The 18,121-nt window shown below is 56.4% G+C and carries 15 protein-coding genes and 1 pseudogene; 10 read left to right on the top strand and 6 right to left on the bottom strand.

All coding sequences use genetic code 11. From position 1 onward, the window contains the following. Window positions 1–19: 19 nt before the first annotated feature. From efp to AB4Y96_RS01830, 4 genes are all read right to left on the bottom strand, one after another. A complete protein-coding gene (efp, locus tag AB4Y96_RS01845; RefSeq protein ID WP_441915297.1) occupies window positions 20–583 on the bottom strand; it encodes an elongation factor P in 564 nt (187 codons plus the stop codon). Window positions 584–732: 149 nt separating this feature from the next. Beyond that, window positions 733–1,896, bottom strand: a complete 1,164-nt coding sequence (locus AB4Y96_RS01840) for a M20 aminoacylase family protein (RefSeq protein WP_441915296.1) — start codon at window positions 1,894–1,896, stop codon at window positions 733–735. 35 nt (window positions 1,897–1,931) lie between these two features. After that, window positions 1,932–3,065, bottom strand: a complete 1,134-nt coding sequence (locus AB4Y96_RS01835; RefSeq protein WP_441915295.1) for an SEL1-like repeat protein — start codon at window positions 3,063–3,065, stop codon at window positions 1,932–1,934. Between the two features lie 4 nt (window positions 3,066–3,069). Then, window positions 3,070–3,726 carry a thiamine phosphate synthase gene (locus AB4Y96_RS01830; RefSeq protein ID WP_441915293.1) on the bottom strand — a complete coding sequence of 219 codons (657 nt, stop codon included), beginning with the start codon at window positions 3,724–3,726 and terminating at the stop codon, window positions 3,070–3,072. Between the two features lie 237 nt (window positions 3,727–3,963). Between AB4Y96_RS01830 and AB4Y96_RS01825 the strand changes: the two genes are divergently transcribed. The 8 genes and pseudogenes from AB4Y96_RS01825 to AB4Y96_RS01790 all read left to right on the top strand — a co-directional run bounded on the left by AB4Y96_RS01825 (window position 3,964) and on the right by AB4Y96_RS01790 (window position 11,946). Then, a complete protein-coding gene (locus AB4Y96_RS01825; RefSeq protein WP_091879860.1) occupies window positions 3,964–4,731 on the top strand; it encodes a sulfite exporter TauE/SafE family protein in 768 nt (255 codons plus the stop codon). A 139-nt stretch (window positions 4,732–4,870) separates the two neighbouring features. Beyond that, entirely contained in the window at window positions 4,871–6,088 is a 1,218-nt protein-coding gene (locus tag AB4Y96_RS01820; RefSeq protein ID WP_091879861.1) for an OpgC family protein, read from the top strand. A 136-nt stretch (window positions 6,089–6,224) separates the two neighbouring features. Beyond that, a complete protein-coding gene (locus AB4Y96_RS01815) occupies window positions 6,225–7,874 on the top strand; it encodes an acyl-CoA synthetase (protein ID WP_441915290.1) in 1,650 nt (549 codons plus the stop codon). A 371-nt stretch (window positions 7,875–8,245) separates the two neighbouring features. Further along, on the top strand, window positions 8,246–8,776 hold the full coding sequence (gene rcdA / locus AB4Y96_RS01810) for a protease adaptor protein RcdA (RefSeq protein WP_441915662.1): 531 nt from the start codon (window positions 8,246–8,248) through the stop codon (window positions 8,774–8,776). A 135-nt stretch (window positions 8,777–8,911) separates the two neighbouring features. After that, window positions 8,912–9,439 (top strand): crossover junction endodeoxyribonuclease RuvC, encoded by a 528-nt coding sequence (gene ruvC, locus AB4Y96_RS01805; RefSeq protein ID WP_091879864.1) that lies wholly within the window; start codon window positions 8,912–8,914, stop codon window positions 9,437–9,439. Beyond that, window positions 9,436–10,053 carry a Holliday junction branch migration protein RuvA gene (gene ruvA / locus AB4Y96_RS01800; protein WP_441915288.1) on the top strand — a complete coding sequence of 206 codons (618 nt, stop codon included), beginning with the start codon at window positions 9,436–9,438 and terminating at the stop codon, window positions 10,051–10,053. The genes ruvC and ruvA overlap by 4 nt, the downstream gene beginning before the upstream one ends. A gap of 40 nt (window positions 10,054–10,093) precedes the next feature. After that, window positions 10,094–10,993, top strand: a pseudogene (gene ruvB, locus AB4Y96_RS01795) (Holliday junction branch migration DNA helicase RuvB); the annotation flags it as partial. A gap of 203 nt (window positions 10,994–11,196) precedes the next feature. Further along, on the top strand, window positions 11,197–11,946 hold the full coding sequence (locus AB4Y96_RS01790) for an IS110 family transposase (protein WP_441915286.1): 750 nt from the start codon (window positions 11,197–11,199) through the stop codon (window positions 11,944–11,946). A gap of 173 nt (window positions 11,947–12,119) precedes the next feature. Here AB4Y96_RS01790 and AB4Y96_RS01785 read toward each other — a convergent pair whose 3' ends face one another. Together AB4Y96_RS01785 and AB4Y96_RS01780 are read right to left on the bottom strand one after the other, a co-directional pair. Beyond that, the gene (locus tag AB4Y96_RS01785) at window positions 12,120–14,132 is read right to left on the bottom strand and encodes an acetyl-CoA carboxylase biotin carboxylase subunit (RefSeq protein ID WP_441915285.1); all 2,013 of its coding nucleotides are present in this window, start codon (window positions 14,130–14,132) and stop codon (window positions 12,120–12,122) included. Between the two features lie 74 nt (window positions 14,133–14,206). Continuing rightward, complete coding sequence (locus tag AB4Y96_RS01780) at window positions 14,207–15,133, bottom strand: DMT family transporter (RefSeq protein WP_441915283.1); 927 nt, start codon at window positions 15,131–15,133, stop codon at window positions 14,207–14,209. A gap of 188 nt (window positions 15,134–15,321) precedes the next feature. Here AB4Y96_RS01780 and AB4Y96_RS01775 point away from each other — a divergent pair, with 188 nt between their 5' ends. Both AB4Y96_RS01775 and parE read left to right on the top strand, forming a co-directional pair. Continuing rightward, on the top strand, window positions 15,322–15,702 hold the full coding sequence (locus AB4Y96_RS01775; protein WP_441915282.1) for a helix-turn-helix domain-containing protein: 381 nt from the start codon (window positions 15,322–15,324) through the stop codon (window positions 15,700–15,702). A gap of 131 nt (window positions 15,703–15,833) precedes the next feature. Then, entirely contained in the window at window positions 15,834–17,957 is a 2,124-nt protein-coding gene (parE, locus tag AB4Y96_RS01770) for a DNA topoisomerase IV subunit B (RefSeq protein WP_441915280.1), read from the top strand. The last annotated feature ends 164 nt before the right edge of the window (window positions 17,958–18,121 follow it).

Genomic DNA, 18,121 nt, shown 5'->3' with positions numbered 1-18,121 from the left:
CCCGGCGCCCGACACCGGCTTAGTCAGCGCGGCGGACGTAGGTCAGTTCGTTGGTGTCAACGATGATGCGTTCACCCGACGAAATGAATGGCGGAACGAGAACGCGAATGCCGTTTTCAAGCACAGCTGGCTTGTAGGACGATGCTGCGGTCTGGCCCTTGACGACCGGATCTGCCTCGGTGATGGCGAGGGTAACGTAGTCAGGCAGGGAAATGCCGATCGGACGTTCGTCATAGAGTTCGACGGTGACCATCATGCCGTCCTGCAGGAACGCAGCGCGGTCGCCGACGAAATCCTTCTGCAGTTCCAGCTGTTCGTAGCTGGCGGTGTCCATGAATATAAGTGCTTCGCCCTGTTCGTAGAGGAAGGAGAAATCCTTCTGCTCAAGACGGACCTTTTCAACGGTTTCAGCGGCGCGGAAGCGCTCGTTGAGCTTGGTGCCGTTGAGGAGGTTCTTCAGTTCGACCTGATTATAGGCGCCGCCCTTGCCTGGTTTGACTGCGTTCGTCTTGACAGCGACCCAAAGGCTGTTGTCGTGTTCGATCACATTGCCAGGACGGATTTCATTACCGTTGATTTTCATTTGTTTATCCGGATTGCTGTTGAGGACCGGGCGCCGACATGTCGGCGGCAGCCGATATTGGGGCCTCCAAGACCACAAAATCGCGCGATAGGCAAGAGAAAGCGCAAAAAGAGCCGGTTAAGACCCTTTTCGCGGCTAAGCCCGAAACGTTAAGCAGCCAGCGCAGTTTCCGCTACGGAAACCCAATAGCTGATGCCATAGGGAATGGCATCATCATTGAAATCATAGGCTGAATTGTGCAGGGCAGCCGTGTCGCCATTGCCAAGGAAAATGAAGGCGCCGGGGCGCTTTTCCAGCATGTAGGAAAAATCTTCCGCGCCCATGACAGGCGGCATATTGCTGTTGACAGCACCGTCACCGGCAATCTGCCGGGCAATACCAGTGGCAAAATCCGTCTCGCGATCATGGTTGAATGTGACGGGGTAGCCCTGATCATACTTGACCTCGGCCCTGGCCCCAAAAATAGCCGCTGTGGCTTCGGCGACTTCTGTCACACGCTTGCGGGCGAATTCACGAATTTCCGGTGCAAGGGTGCGCACCGTACCTGACAGCGTTACGACATTCGGGATGACATTGGTTGCATCGCCGCCGTGAATCATCGCTACGGAGATGACGAGGGATTTGAGCGGATCAAGTTCGCGCGATACGAGCGATTGCAGGGCAAGCACCGTATGAGCGGATACAACCACGGGATCAACAGTTGTATGCGGTTTGGCCGCATGGCCACCCCGACCGATCACCTTGATCTCGAATTCGTCCGTTGCCGCCATGATGGAGCCTTTGCGCAATGCAAACTGGCCAACGGGCAGGCCGGGTGCATTGTGCATGCCATAGACTTCCTTGATCGCGAAGCGGTCCATCAGACCGTCATTGATCATCGCAAGTGCGCCAGCGCCGCCTTCTTCGGCAGGCTGGAAGATCACGGCAACCGAGCCGCGGAAATTGCGGGTTTCAGCAAGATATTGTGCCGCGCCGAGCAACATGGCGGTGTGGCCATCATGGCCGCAGGCATGCATCTTGCCCGCTGTCTTCGAAGTCCAAGGCTTGCCGCTGGCTTCCATGATCGGCAGCGCATCCATATCTGCGCGCAAGCCAATGGCAGGTCCATCGCCATGGCGGCCACGGATAATGCCGACGACGCCGGTCTGGCCGATGCCTGTCTCGACGCTGTCGCAACCGAAAGAGCGCAGTTTTTCCGCGACGAATTTGGAAGTCTCATGCACGTCATAAAGGATTTCCGGGTTCTCATGCAGATGCCGGCGCCATTCGGCGACACTCGGTTGCATTTCATGGGCTCGGTTAATCAACGGCATCTTCAGCTTCCCATTTCTGTTCGGTCATTGCGGTGTTAACGCAGCTTGTTGGCTTCAGTCAGCGCGGCCTTCATCTGGTCATCGTCGAGGCCATCCATGAAGGAATCAAGTTCGGGGTCGGTCAACCCCGCACGTCTGGCGACCATGTACCAGGCTGCAGCCTTGACGGAATCACCTTCGACCCCAAGACCCTGATAGTAAAGCTTGGCGAGCTGCGCCTGTGCTGCGACATTACCGCCTACGGCAGCGCGCAGTGTCCAGCCAAAACCGGATACATAGTCGCGGGGGCCGCCGCGCCCTTCAACAAACCACCGGCCAAGGTCAAGTTGGGCTGTGTCGTAACCGCGTTTTGCCGCCTTGATGAGATATTCGCGGGCCTTCGCATCATCGCGCGGAACCGCCAGTGTTCCGTTAGCAAGAATCTGGCTTACGGCGTATTCCCCGTCGGGAAGCCCCTGTGTGGCAGCTTTCAGAAACCATGGATAAGCATTCTCAAGACCCAGCGCGCCCGGGTGTTCCTGCACCAGAATCTGTCCGTAGTTGAATTGTGCCATGGCGTTACCACCATCGGCCGCAGCCTTCATCAGGGTCTTGGCCTTGACCGGGTCCTTGGGCGCATATTTTCCCTGAAGCAGGATGGTGCCATAGCGAAACTGCGCTTCCGGATTACCCTGTTCGGACGCCTTGCCATACCATTTTGCCGATTCAGCCAGATTGACAGGTATGCCGAGGCCGCGTGCCAGCATATCGGCAATCAGCACCTGTGCTGCACCGTCGCCGCTCTCGGCGCGGGGCAGGGCGAGATTATACGCGGTCTTATAAAGGCCGCGCTGATAAGCGCCAAAAGCCTCGTCGACGGCGCCCTTGCCGAAGCGTGTCGGATTGACAATGTCGACCGTGGGATCGCTGGCCAGTTTCGGCTTGTCCTGCTTCGGGGTCGTTTGCGGTGTTTCAAGCGACTGCGGTGCGTCGGTGGGTGCCGACGTCAATGACGGGGCGTGATTAGCCGTGGGAGCGGGCGTGTTTGGCGCAGAAGACGCAGGAGCGGCTGGTGTTTCCGTGGCTGCTGGGGCGGGCGCTGTCTGGGCTGCAGCCGCGTGCATGAAAACCGGTGAAACCGCCAGCACTGCCGCGATGGCGCAAACGAGGTTTCCGGATTTTGGTCCCATGGGCCTAGTCCTCAAATCGCGGCGCGTGCTCATCGAGCAGACGGTTCGCTTCCTTGATGGCGTCTGCCGGATTTTCATGGCCGAAAACGGCTGCGCCGAGCGCTATAAATTCTGCGCCGGTTGCCGCTGCGTCAGTGATGCTTTCCAGCGTATTGCCCGCCTGAACGATGCAGGGGATTTCGATCATTGATGCCCACCAGTCGGCAAGCTCAACATTGCGCGGATGGGCTTCAGGCGTGGTATCAGCGCCAATCTTGCCGAAAAGCACATAATCCGGCTGGGCCTCGCCAATTTCGAGAGCTGTGTGGCGATTCTTGATATTGCCGGTGCCGACAATCAGCTTGGGTGAGAATTTCTCGACATTTGCGGCAAGGTCACTGGCAGGGCCTTCCAAGTGCAGGCCGTCTGCCTTAACGCGGCCGGCAATCTGTGTGTTGCCAACGATGATGGCGGCAGCACCGGCACTCTGGATGATGGGGACAACGGTCTCCGCCATGGTCTGAAAAAGTGTTTCGTCCATCTCATAGGCAGACAGGAGCACGGAAGCGACATCGCCGCCAGACAGCGCGTCGGTCAGTTTTTTGGCCAGTTCGTCGGCGCTCGCAGCCGGGGGCGCGATCAGAACGATACGGCAGCGTTGGGGTGTCTGGTCATTGTTCATTGGCTGCAACCTTACAATCGTTCTCTATAGAATGGGCAATCGTGATGGAATTCGGGCATAGAGGATGGCCGTTCATTTGAACAGTCTTTTCGATGCCTCATCTTCCACACGTCTGTTGCATATTAGTCTTACGACGTAATTACTTAGTAGCAAACAGGTGCTTGCCGCCAAAAAGCATTTTTCAATTGCCGGTGTGATCAGCTAAGGATGAAAGACCCTCCTTACCGGATTTCCATCATGCACGATCTCCTGTTGAACCCATGGTTCTATGCCGCTGCCGTTCCGGCCACGATCCTGATCGGGTTGTCGAAAGGTGGCCTTGGCGGGGCCATGGGACAAGTCGGTGTGCCGCTGATGGCGCTGGTCATGCCGCCAGTGCAGGCGGCGGCGATCATGCTGCCAATCCTTATCATCATGGATGTGGCGAGCCTGTGGAGCTGGCGGGGCTATCGCGACAACAAAACCCTGAAGCTGATGTTACCGGGCGCTTTGCTTGGCATCGGCATCGGCTGGCTGACCGCATCTGTTGTGACCGATGACATGGTGAAACTCATCGTTGGCGCCGTCGCGATCATCTTTTTTGCGCGTTATATTTTCACCAGCGCAGCCAAACGCGCGGCGGCGCAACCGCACAATGCGGCGGCTGCAACCTTCTGGTCGACCATTGCCGGGTTCACAAGTTTTGTCGCCCATGCCGGCGGTCCGCCCTATCAGGTTTATGCCCTGCCGCTGCGGCAGGACCCGAAAATCTACAACGGCACGAGCGTTATCTTTTTCGCGATTGTTAATGCGATAAAAGTCATTCCATATTTTGCTCTGGGCCAGTTTGATGCCGAGAATCTCAAGGCCGCAGCGGTTCTGATGCCCATAGCGCCGCTTGCAACTTTTGCGGGTGCATGGATTGTAAAACGCATGCGCCCTGAGGTGTTTTATCCCTTCATGTACATCATGATCCTGCTGATGGGATTGAAGCTTTCCTACGATGGATTGGCCGCTTTGTTATAATTATGAACTAAAGTTGATCGGCCGAATCGCAACTTTCGGACTATGTAAACATTATCAATCACGACCGTCGAAGAACCGCTCCCCTACGAGGCCGGGAGTGCTGTGGTTGAATCTTGCATGACAGGAATTGGTGAATGCTATGACACAGACACAGCTCCAACAGCGGGATACCCGCATCGATGTTTTCCGGGCTCTGGCACTGCTGACCATCTTCATCAACCACGTGCCGGGAACCGTTTTTGAGCATCTGACCCATAAGAATCTGGGCTTTTCGGACTCTGCCGAGGCATTCGTGCTGATCTCGGGTATTGCAGTCGGTCTTGCCTATGGCTCGAAGTTCGAGGCGGGCAACCGCTTTCTTATAACGTTGAAAGCCTGGCGCCGTGCGGCGACGCTGTATAGCGCGCATATCCTGACGACAGTGGCAACGCTGGCGATTTTTTGCGCTGCCGGGCTTTATCTCAACCGTCCGGAATTTATGTCCTTCATCAATATCGGACCACTGATGGATCAACCGGCTGAGGCGCTGATTGGCCTTGCCACGATGGGGCATCAGCTCGGCTATAATAATATCCTGTCGATGTATGGCGTGCTGCTTCTCATGCTGCCGCTGTTCCTGTTCCTCGGCAATATCAGCCTGTCAGTCATGGTCGGATTTTCCGGCCTGCTGTGGCTGGTATCAGGTGTTTACCAGATCGCACCACCAAATTACCCGACTCCGGGCGTGTGGTTCCTGAACCCGTTGTCTTGGCAGTTCCTGTTCGTGATCGGCATTGCCGGTGTGATGCATGTGCGCCGGGGCGGCCAGATTCCGTTTAACAAATATCTGTTCGGATTTTCCGTCGGCTACATCCTGCTTGCGCTGCTTTGGGTACGCGTGCCGTTCTGGGGCGTTGATACCTCAATGGGCTTGCCGATGGTGGTGACAGGTTTTGACAAGACATTCCTGTCACTGACCCGTCTCGTCCATGTGCTGGCGCTGGCCTATGTGATCGTCTCGGTTCCGGCCATTTCCAATCTGGCACGCACGCCGGAAGATCATCCGCTGGCCATTCTCGGCAAGCATTCGCTGCCGGTGTTTATTGCCGGGACAATCCTTGCCATGGTTGCGCAGATCGTCAAGGAGATGAACCCCGGCGATGTGCTTGATGATACTTTGCTGATTGCGAGTGGAATCATGGCGCAGTTTGCGCTGGCTCATTATCTTGAATGGCTGCCGAGCATTGGCTGGGGCAAACGTCCCGTTCCGCAGGCTCACGTGGCAAAAGCAAAGCTGGTTGTTGCTGGCAGGCCTGTTCATAGCGTGGCGAGGAATTCGGGAATGAAATCCGGAACAGCGAAGACCGCGATTTCCTGATCACCCGTTGGCTTTAGCGGATATTGGCCCGTCCTGATTTTCAGGGCGGGTTTTTGTTGATTGGTCAGGAAAAACCGTTAGCCATCATTTGTTTCCATGGTCTAAGCTTCCAGATGCAAAGCGTTGGGAGGCGTGTATGGGTGGTGGAATTTTTGATCGTGATCTTGAGCGCAATGCGGCCAATTACCAGCCGCTGACGCCGCTGACCTATCTGGAGCGGGCAGCGCGGGTTTACCCGTCGAGAATAGCGATCATCCACGGCACGCAGCGCTATGATTATGGCACGTTCTATCGCCGCACCCGCCAGTTGGCTTCGGCGCTGTCTCGTCGTGGGATCGGCAAGGGCGATACGGTTACGGTGATGTTGTCCAATACGCCGCCCATGCTGGAAGCGCATTTCGGTGTGCCTATGACCAAGGCCGTGCTGCATTCGGTCAATACGCGGCTCGATGCGGCGGTGATCGCCTTCCAGCTTGACCATGCGGAAACCAAGATCGTCATTGTCGACACGGAGTTTTCAGCGGTTTTCCGCGAGGCTTTGGCACTGGCCAAGGTGAAGCCGCTGGTCATTCATTTCGTCGATACGGAATATCCAGATGATGCGCCCTATCCGCAGGGTGAGCCGTTCGGCGAGATCGATTACGAGGCCTTCGTTGCCAGTGGCGACCCTGATTATACATGGTCGATGCCCGATGATGAATGGGATTCCATTACGCTCAACTATACATCGGGTACGACAGGCGATCCAAAGGGTGTGGTCTATCACCATCGCGGCGCAGCGCTGATGGGTTATGGCAATGTGGTGGCATCCGGCATGGGGCGTTATCCTGTTTATCTGTGGACCCTGCCGATGTTCCACTGCAATGGCTGGTGTTTTCCGTGGACGCTTGCCTTGCAATTCGGCACCCATGTCTGCCTGCGCTGGGTGCGGGCAAAGCCGATTTATGATGCGATTGCCGATCTCGGCGTGACACATCTCTGTGGTGCGCCCATTGTCATGGCGGTGCTGATCAACGCAGCTGAAAAGGACAAGCGCGAATTCCCGCAGACGGTGACTTTCAATACGGCCGCAGCACCGCCGCCGGAATCCATTCTGGCCGGTATGGCTGACGCAGGGTTTGCGGTCACGCATCTCTATGGCCTGACGGAAACCTATGGTCCTGCGGTCGTCAATGAATGGCAGGATGAGTGGGATGCGCTGGAAGCCGCGTCCCGCACCGCCAAAAAGGCGCGTCAGGGCGTACGTTATGCCTCGCTTGAAGACCTTGCTGTGCTTGATCCTGAGACCATGCAGCCCGTACCCGCCGATGGTGAAACGATTGGCGAGGTCATGTTCCGTGGCAATATTGTCATGAAGGGATACCTGAAAAACCGGGCGGCCAGCGATGCAGCTTTTTCCGGTGGATGGTTTCATTCCGGCGATCTCGGTGTCATGTATCCTGATGGCTATATCCAGCTGAAAGATCGCTCCAAGGATATTATCATTTCAGGCGGCGAGAATATTTCCTCCATCGAAGTCGAAGATGCGCTTTACAAATTCCCTGCCGTGGGTGCCTGCGCCGTCGTGGCTCGGCCAGATGATAAATGGGGCGAGACACCGCTTGCCTTCGTGGAACTCAAGCCGGGGCAGGTGGCGACAGAGGAAGAATTGATCGCCCATTGCCGGACACTGCTTGCCCGTTTCAAGGTGCCAAGGCATGTGCTTTTCGAGGCAATACCGAAAACATCGACCGGAAAAATCCAGAAATTTGAACTGCGAAAGCGGGCAAAACTGATGGGAAGCTGATTGTTCGATGCAATCTTCTGGGTACTGGTGGTTTCTACTTCAATGTCGGCATTAACCGCTCGTTAAGCATTACAAGCTATAAATTGATCATCCAGTTTTCTGGATTCTTACCAAGTGGTTTGGCCACTTTGTTTGACGCCTCCCTGTTAGACTCCTGAGAGCCGCCATTTTTTGCGGCTCTTTTTTTTGTGTTCATATCTATGCGGCGGCCCTGACGTTAACCCTTTATTAAGGATAAACTTGCGCTCATGTGTGCATGCGGGCAGGTTGCTGGGGAATACCGCCCGTTGACCGTTGTGGTGACCCGCTTGCTGTCCCAGTAAGAGAGCGCTGCTTTGAGAATCAGCGGATTTTTAATGACAGGGCATGAAATGGCTGAACGGGAATATTACGCTGACAATACAATCCGGCTGGCCGATCGCATGGTCCGCTCGGAAACGTTCAATCATATCTATGATGAGGGCATGAGCCTTGTTGAAGAGGCTGCGGCCTATCTCGACGGGGAAGGCCGTGCCGAAGCCAAGCGCTTGAGCCGCATTGCGGCAACGCTTTATGCCGCCGAATCAATGCGTCTGACCACACGTCTGATGCAGGTTGCGTCGTGGCTATTGCTGCAAAGGGCCTCGCGCAGCGGAGAAATGACGCAGGAACAGGTTCTGTCGGAGAAAGCGAAAGTCCGCCTCGATACGGAATCGGCACCGGAAGATGTGGAAGGTTGGGATGAAATTCCCTTCGACTATTGCGATCTCGTGCATCGGTCACTGCGCTTGCAGGCCCGTGTCAGGCAGATGGATGACGAGATTTATAACGAGGGCACCAGCACTGGCCCGAGGCGGACGCTGACGACCAATCCAGTATCGGATCAGATCAGTCTGCTCGCTACCGCTTTCGCCCATCGCTAATCCCTTTCCGCAGAGCAATTCTATTTGAGCTGGAAAGGCTCTGGCATATGATAATCGTGCACAACATATAGATTTGTTTCTCTTTTGTTCACCTTTCTGCTGTCAAGTTCCCTGACAGCTAGATAAGGTCTCGACATGAAAGAAGCGATTCGCATCATTGGAATTGATCCCGGCCTGCGGCGTACCGGATGGGGCATCATCGAGACGCTCGGCAATTCATTGCGGTTTGTTGCCGCCGGTACCGTTCTTTCCGACGCCAAGCTTGATCTCGCATCGCGCCTTTGCCAATTGCACGACGGTCTTGCTGGAATCGTTCATGGCCAGATGCCGCACGAGGCAGCGGTCGAACATACATTCGTCAACAAAGATGCCACGGCGACACTGAAACTGGGTCAGGCGCGCGGTATTGCCCTGCTTGTTCCTGCGCTGGCCGGATTGCCAGTTGCCGAATATGCGCCCAACGCAGTCAAGAAAGCGGTGATCGGCGTCGGACACGGGGAAAAGAAGCAGATTCACATGATGGTGAAGGTGCTGATGCCCAAGGCGACATTCGATACGGATGATGCAGCGGATGCTTTGGCGGTTGCTATCTGCCATGCGCACCACAGACAGAGTGCCATTGGCCGGATTGCCATTGAACAGAAACTGGCGGCACAGCTATGATCGGAAAACTCAAAGGCACTGTTGATGAGATTGCCGAGGATCATGTGATCCTCGATGTGCATGGGGTGGGCTATGTTGCCTATTGCTCGGCGCGAACGCTGTCGAACATGCCCGGACCCGGCGAAGCAGCCGTGCTTCTGATTGAAACCTATGTGCGCGAAGATCTGATCCGTTTGTTCGGGTTCGGTACTGCGCTGGAGCGCGAATGGTTCCGCCTGTTGCAGAGCGTGCAGGGTATCGGTGCCAAGGTTGCCTTGAGCGTCCTCGGCACCTTGACGCCTTCCGAGCTCGCCAACGCCATTGCGCTGCGCGATATTGCTATGGTCAGCCGCGCACCGGGTGTCGGCAAGAAAGTGGCCGAGCGCATTGTCATAGAGCTGAAAAACAAGGCGCCTGCCTTTGCCGGTGAGGCTATGGGCACAATTGGTCTCAAGCAGGAACTGGGCGAGGGCGTTGCCCCCGCCCCGGTTGCCGATGCGGTTTCAGCGCTGACCAATCTTGGTTATTCGCGCGATCAGGCAGCCAATGCCATTGCTGCAGCGCTGCGGGATGCGGGCGAAGATGCCGACTCCGCCAAGCTGATCCGTCTGGGTTTGAAGGAACTTTCCCGGTGATACGGTTGCCTGATCCAGCGCGCTATGCGAGGACATCCGCATGAGTGATGTCAGCCGATTGATAACCCCCGACAAACGCGGTGAAGACGCCGATACGACGCTGCGTCCGCAAACGTTGAATGATTTTGTCGGGCAGGCGGCAGCGCGGGCCAATCTGAAAGTCTTTATTGAAGCTGCAAAGTCACGCGGTGAGGCGCTGGACCATGTGCTGTTTGTCGGGCCGCCCGGCCTTGGCAAGACGACGCTGGCACAGATCATGGCCAAGGAACTTGGCGTCAATTTCCGTTCCACGTCCGGCCCGGTGATCGCCAAGGCGGGTGATCTGGCGGCGCTTTTGACCAATCTTGAAGAGAATGACGTTCTCTTCATCGATGAAATCCATCGTCTTAATCCGGCAGTGGAAGAAATTCTCTATCCGGCCATGGAAGATTATCAGCTCGATCTGATCATCGGTGAAGGTCCTGCCGCGCGTTCGGTCAAGATTGATCTGGCCAAATTTACGCTGGTCGCGGCGACGACGCGTCTCGGGCTTTTGACAACACCGTTGCGCGATCGCTTCGGCATTCCCGTCCGGCTCAATTTCTATACGGTTGAGGAATTGGAACATATCGTCCGGCGCGGTGCCCGCATCATGGGTATCGGCATGACCGATGATGGCGCGCTGGAAGTTGCGCGCCGGGCTCGCGGTACACCGCGCATTGCCGGGCGGCTTTTGCGCCGCGTGCGGGATTTTGCCATTGTGGACGGGAAGGATTCCATTGACCGCCAGACTGCCGATTCCGCGCTGTTGCGCCTCGAAGTGGATGCGCTGGGGCTTGACCAGCTTGACCGGCGTTATCTGTCGATGATTGCCCATAATTTTGGTGGCGGACCTGTTGGTATTGAAACCATTGCGGCGGGGTTGTCAGAACCGCGCGATGCCATCGAGGACATTATCGAGCGTGGTTCGACAAGCTTGTCTGTTAGAGATGGTATAATGTGAAGAGGTCCACGTACCCTTTCCCGGCACGTGGACCGATTGACAGGATGCCGTTTCGACAAGCGGACATTGCAGTCCGATGGTGAGCAAGGCCCTGTCATTCGATGACACCCGAACAGTTGCAAGGGGCACCGACCCCGTATGACAAGCCAGGGAACCTCATCATGACACAGTTTGATCGTTTTGTCGGCATTGATGTGAGCAAGGATCACCTCGATATTCATTGTTTGCCCGATGGGCTGGAGCTGCGGGTAGCCAATAGCCCTGAAGGGATTGGCCTTCTGCTGCAGCGCATCGGGTCGGTTGAAGGGGTTGCCTTCGGCTGCGAGGCCACCGGTGGTTATGAGGCGTGTCTGCTCGTTGCTGCGAACGAAGCAGGCCTGCTGGTCTGGTGCCTGCATCCCCAGGACATTCGCGGCTTTGCCCGCCTCAAAGGCAAACGCGCCAAGACGGATCGTCTCGACGCCAGGGCGATTGCCGAGGTGCTGGTGATGGCCGTTGTCCATCGCATGCCGGTGGTGCGCACCAGACAGCAAAGCAGCATCAAGGAGTTAACGACGCTGCGCCGATGCCTCATCAGCATGAACAATGAGCTGAAGAGCCTGCAGGCCCGCATGACCAGTCCCGAGGCGCAAGCCGCTATCGCCGCATTGATCGCCGCACAGGTCAAGGTCAGGAAGCAGTTGGAAGCGGCCATTGCCAGTGGCCGCCCTCATATCAGGCGCATCCTCTACATGGCGTGCCTTTCCATCATAAGGGCCAAGAGCCAGCCACTGGCACGCTTCTACCAGAAACTCAGAGCCGCTGGAAAACCCTTCAAGGTTGCAATTGTGGCCATCATGCGAAAACTCATCGTCATCATCAACGCCATCATCAAAACCGACACACCATGGAGATTAGAACACCAAATCTGATCAACACCCAAACACAGTTGCTCACCATGAGGGAGAGTGGGGATGCGATGCTAATTACAAAGATTGCAGATCACAAAGGTTGCAGAATTTAGCACCCCTCATCCTGAGCCTGTCGAAGGGCCCCATGGTGAGCTTGTCGAACCACGCTCCACTCACGCTTATGCAGCCCTATCTTACGCAAATTCCATGATCACGGCATCGACAGCCAAACTATCCCCCTGTTTGGCGTTGATGGCTGAAACGGTCAGATCGCGATCGGCGCGCAGCACATTTTCCATCTTCATCGCTTCAACAATTGCCAGCGTGTCGCCTGCTTTTACTTCCTGACCTTCGCTCACATTGATCGAGACGATCAGGCCGGGCATCGGGCATAGCAGCATTTTTGACGTATCGGGCGGCAGCTTCACCGGCATCAGCTTTTCCAGCGCGGCGACATGGGTCTGCATGGCATGGCCAATGACCGACATGCCCTTCCAGTCAATGCGCATGCCATTGAGCACGGGGCGCAACTGTGCCTTCACCGAGCGGTCATCAATATAGCCGTCCCAGACCGCATCGCCGGGCCGCCAATCGCTGCGGATGGTAATGTCCTCTCCACCATGCAACGAGAGTTCAATCTTGACTGGCGGCTTGGCAATACTCTGGTGAATGCTCACCGGCACATATTCATCATTGATCCGCACGTCCCATTCGGCGCGGATTTTGCCCGTATGTGGCCGTAGACGGTCACTGAGGCCGTCGAGACGTCCCTTGCGCACCAACTCCACACTGAGAGCGATGGCGGCCAGTACGTCCCTGTCCTCGGCCGTGGGCGCGATGGGATGGAAGCCATCGGGGAACTCCTCGGCGATAAAACCGGTAGATAGCCGCCCTTCCCGCCAGCGCGGATGCTGCATCAATGCAGCAAGGAACGGAATGTTGTGCTCGATGCCGTCGACCACAAAAGTATCCAGCGCGTCAGCCATGGCGTCGATGGCTTCAAGGCGGGTTGGCGCCCAGGTGCAGAGCTTTGCCACCATGGGGTCATAGAACATCGAAATCTCGGAGCCCTCGGTCACACCGGTATCATTGCGGATGATGGCTTTGCCAACCGGGCCCTCACTCGGCGGGCGATAGCGGGTCAGGCGACCAATCGAAGGCAGGAAATTGCGGTACGGGTCTTCCGCGTAGAGACGGCTTTCAATAGCCCAGCCGTTTAGCTTGATATCCGACTGCTTGAGTTTGAGCTTTTCGCCCGCTGCAATCAGGATCATCTGCTCGACAAGATCAACACCAGTGATCAATTCCGTGACCGGATGCTCCACCTGCAGGCGCGTGTTCATTTCAAGGAAGTAGAAGTTGCGGTGCTTGTCGACGATAAATTCGACCGTACCGGCGCTTTGATAGTCAACGGCCTTGGCCAATGCCACGGCCTGCTCGCCCATGGCCTTGCGGGTTGCTTCGTCAAGAAAGGGTGACGGCGCTTCCTCGACGACTTTCTGGTTGCGGCGCTGCACGGAACATTCGCGCTCGCCCAGATAGATGCAATTGCCAAAACTATCGCCGAGCACCTGAATTTCGATATGGCGCGGCTCAACGACGAATTTTTCGATGAAAACCCGGTCGTCGCCGAAGGAATTGCGCGCTTCCGAGGTAGCGCGTTCAAACCCGTCGCGCACTTCGCTCTCGTCCCACGCAATGCGCATTCCCTTGCCGCCACCACCGGCGGAAGCCTTGATCATCACGGGATAACCGATCTGACCGGCGATCTTTTCCGCATGGGCGCCATCGGTGATAATGTCGAGAAAGCCCGGCACGGTGTTGACCTTGGCGGCATTGGCAAACTTTTTCGATTCGATCTTGTCGCCCATGGCGATGATCGCCCTGGGTTTTGGTCCGATGAAAATGATACCTTCCTTCTCAAGCGCCTCGCAGAAGGAGGCACGCTCGGACAGGAAACCATAGCCGGGATGAACCGCTTCCGCGCCTGTTGCCTTGCAGGCGGCGATGATCTTGTCCGCGACGAGATAGCTTTCGGAGGCTGCAGCAGGACCGATATGCACCGCTTCATCGGCCATTTCGACATGAACAGCATCGCGATCCGCATCGGAATAGACGGCGACCGTGGCTATCCCCATTTTCCTTGCCGACTTGATGACGCGGCAGGCAATTTCCCCACGGTTTGCAATCAGGATTTTCTTGAACACTCTTATGGACCTCCCGCACAAAATGCGTCTTTGGTTCTATTGCCAATGGCGGCTTTGCTCAACAGGTAAGATCGCTAATTGAAAGCGGGCTCCGGGGCCTTCTGCTTTTTGCCTTCGCGCCAGACCACATAGGCACCCGACGCGATGATAATGGCGATACCAAGCCATTTCGAAGCGGTCGGAAACTCCTGAAATACGAAGAGGCCAATAATGACGGCCATGACGATTTCGAGATATTGGAATGGCGCCAGAAGCGAGGCAGGTGCAAGGCGCGAGGCCTGCACAACCAGAAGATGCCCACCCGTGGCAATTGCCCCGATGGCAAACAGCAGGAACCACGACATGCCCGTTGCCGGCGTTCCCAGCGTCATATCGCTGACGCCGAACCAAGCACCCAAAAACAGAGCAATGATAACTGTCACCGTGCCGCCAATGCCCGCATAAAGCTGCATGACAAGCGGCGTATCATGGGCGCCAAAGCGGCGATTGAGAACGAGATAGACGGCAAAGAGTGCCGCCGTGCCCAGCGGCAGCAGCGACACCCAGCCGAAAAGCTCCCAGCTTGGCTGGATAACGATCAGCGTGCCGATAAACCCGATGGCAACGGCAATGCGCCTGCGCCAGCCCACCGTCTCTTTCAGGACGACAGCGGAGAGCAGCGTCAGCATCAGCGGTTCGACAAAGAACACCGCCATGGCATCAGCCAGCGGCATATATTTGACGGCGGCGAAGAAACACAGGCTGCCAATCCCCATCAGAAAGCCGCGAAACAGATTGCCCCAGAGATTGTGTGGTTTCAGAGAATGCATACCTGTCAGCGCGACAATAATCAGCAAAGTCAGGATTGTCTGGACCACGAAGCGGGAGAGCGTGACGGTCGCAGGTGGCAGGCTATCGACCGTTGAAAGCCATTTGGCGATCGCATCCATCATCGGCAGGATAAACATGGCACCGGCCATCGTTCCAACGCCCCTCATCTGCGGTGAGGTTGTGTTTTCCATGCTGTCGACCTTTCCGGGACAAATAGCTCAGGCGAGGCCTTCTGGCATATCGGCTCTGTGGAAAAATGCAATCGCCCGGAGAATGGAATACTGACGCAAAATGGCGGCAGATTTGACTTTTCAGCCAGTAAATGTTGCAAAAGGCCCCTCCCACACCCGCAAAAACAAGAAAAAAATGGAGAATCCCCATGACTTTTTCCAATAACATCATGACTGATGTGCCCGATATGGACACGACAGGCGGCCGCCTGTCGCGCGCCCGTGATGCCAAGTCCATGACAGTGGCAGAACTGGCCGAACGCATTGGTGTCCAAGCAGAAACGCTTGCCGCCTGGGAATCCGACCGGTCGGAACCGCGCGCCAACAGACTGTTCATGCTGGCAGGTTCATWGGGTGTTACGCCGACATGGCTGATGCACGGTGTCGGGCAATCGCCCGATGAGAGCGAAACAGTCGACGATAATCAGGTGCTGAAAAGCCAGATTGCGAATCTCAAGGTTCTGCATGAAGCGCTTGGCGAGCGCATTGAAGAACTCGAAAAGGTGGTGTTAAGTCTCAAAGCGGCTTGAAACCTGGGTTATCAGACCATAGTTCTGTGGTGAACGCCGGAACAGATCRCGAACTCCCATCGCGTTTCCATGCGAACCATGTAAAGATTGCTGGTGATTCGCAGCCCCTGTAGCATTGGCCAAAATACGATATGGATGACAATAACGACCTCTTTTCAGCGATAGTCAAAACAGCACGGGAACGTCAGGCGGGGGTTGCGCAACCTAAGCCCGAACCTGTTGTGACCCCGGCCGCTCCAGTGACGCCAGTCACGTCAGTGACACCTGTGAAAATCGCACCTGCTCCGGCGACCAAAGCATCCCCGCGTTCAACACCCGCAAGCAGCGGCAGCTACAGCGCTGCGGATATTGAGGTTCTCGAGGGGCTTGAGCCGGTTCGCCGCCGCCCCGGCATGTATATTGGCGGAACGGATGAGCGGGCGCTGCATCACCTTTTCGCCGAAGTCATCGACAATGCCATGGACGAAGCGGTGGCCGGCCATGCCAATTTCATCGATATCGACCTTGACGAAAACGGCTATCTCTCGGTGACGGACAATGGCCGCGGTATCCCGATCGATGCGCACCCCAAATTCAAAGACAAATCTGCTCTCGAAGTCATCATGACGACGCTTCACTCCGGTGGCAAATTTGACTCGAAGGTCTATGAGACCTCCGGCGGTCTGCATGGCGTTGGCATTTCCGTCGTCAATGCCCTGTCCGATCACGTTGAAGTGGAAGTGGCGCTCAACCGGCGTCTTTACCGGCAGCGGTTTTCCCGTGGTCATCCTCTCGGCCCCCTTGAGGATATTGGCGAGGTGCACAACCGTCGCGGTACGCGCGTGACATTTCATCCGGACCCCGATATTTTTGGTCAGGGTGCCAAGTTTGATCCTGCCCGGCTTTTCAAGATGGCGCGGTCCAAGGCCTATCTCTTCGGCGGCGTTGAAATCCGCTGGAACTGCGCGCCATCCCTGCTCGATCCGAAAGATCCGACGCCCGACAAGGCGGTTTTCCACTTTCCCGGCGGATTGAAGGATTATCTCGGCGCTTCGCTTGGCAAGGATTTTCAGGTCACGCGCGAAATGTTCGCAGGTAAGACCGAAAAGACCAGTGGCCATGGCGCGCTGGAATGGGCGGTTGCGTGGTATGGCGGCGATGGCTTTGTCAATTCCTATTGCAACACCATTCCGACAGGCGAAGGCGGCACGCACGAGGCGGGTCTGCGCATCGCCCTTACCCGTGGCCTCAAAGCCTATGCGGAACTAACAGGCAACAAGCGTGCCTCAATCATCACCACCGATGACGTGATGATTTCTTCGGCGGCCATGCTGTCCGTGTTCATCCGCGAGCCGGAGTTTGTTGGCCAGACCAAGGACAAGCTGGCGACCGTTGAAGCACAGCGTATCGTTGAAAACGCCATCCGCGATCCATTCGATCACTGGCTTGCTGCCTCGCCGCAGGAAGCATCAAAACTGCTCGAATGGGTGGTGGAACGCGCCGATGAACGCGTGAAACGCCGTCAGGATAAGGAAGTCAACCGCAAGTCGGCCGTGCGCAAACTGCGTTTGCCGGGCAAGCTTGCCGATTGCAGCCAGACCGGCGCGCTTGGTGCTGAACTTTTCATCGTCGAGGGTGATTCCGCTGGTGGTTCGGCCAAGCAGGCGCGCGATCGCGCCACGCAGGCGGTTTTGCCCCTACGCGGTAAAATCCTCAATGTGGTCAGCGCCGGTCGCGAAAAGATGACGGCCAACCAGCAGATCGGTGATCTTATCCTCGCGCTCGGCTGTGGCACACGGTCAAAATATCGCGATGAGGATTTGCGTTACGACCGTGTTATCATCATGACCGATGCCGACGTCGACGGTGCGCACATCGCCTCGCTGCTGATCACATTCTTCTATCAGGAAATGCCTGATCTTATCCGCAATGGCCATCTGTTCCTTGGCGTTCCGCCGCTTTATCGCATCGCTCAGGGCGGCAAGGTCGCCTATGCGCGCGATGATGCCCACAAGGACGAATTGATGCGCACGCTGTTCACCGGAAAAGGCAAGATCGAAATCGGACGCTTCAAAGGCCTTGGCGAAATGCGCGCCGACCAGCTCAAGGAAACGACGATGGATCGCAAGAAACGCACGCTCCTGCGCGTTCAGATCGATGAGGAATGGATCGAAGAAACCAGAATTGCGGTGGATGATTTGATGGGCACCAAGCCCGAAGCCCGCTTCCGGTTTATTCAGGACCGCGCTGCATTCGTGGAAGAGCTGGATATTTGAACATCCGTTTGAGGTAATCAGTTTGAAATGGCGGTGCTTCGGTACCGCCATTTTTGTTTGGAGGGGTGAATGCTGGTGGTTCGTGGTTCGACATAACACCATGAGGGAGATGGTGGGTTGCACAACCATTGTCGCGCCCTTCGACAGGCTCAGGATGAGGGAGA

Origin of the sequence: Phyllobacterium sp. TAF24, from assembly GCF_052113785.1 — a bacterium.
GTDB lineage: Bacteria > Pseudomonadota > Alphaproteobacteria > Rhizobiales > Rhizobiaceae > Phyllobacterium.
The sequence above is the reverse complement of the archived record's forward strand: the minus strand, read 5'-3'. Positions and strand labels throughout refer to the sequence as shown.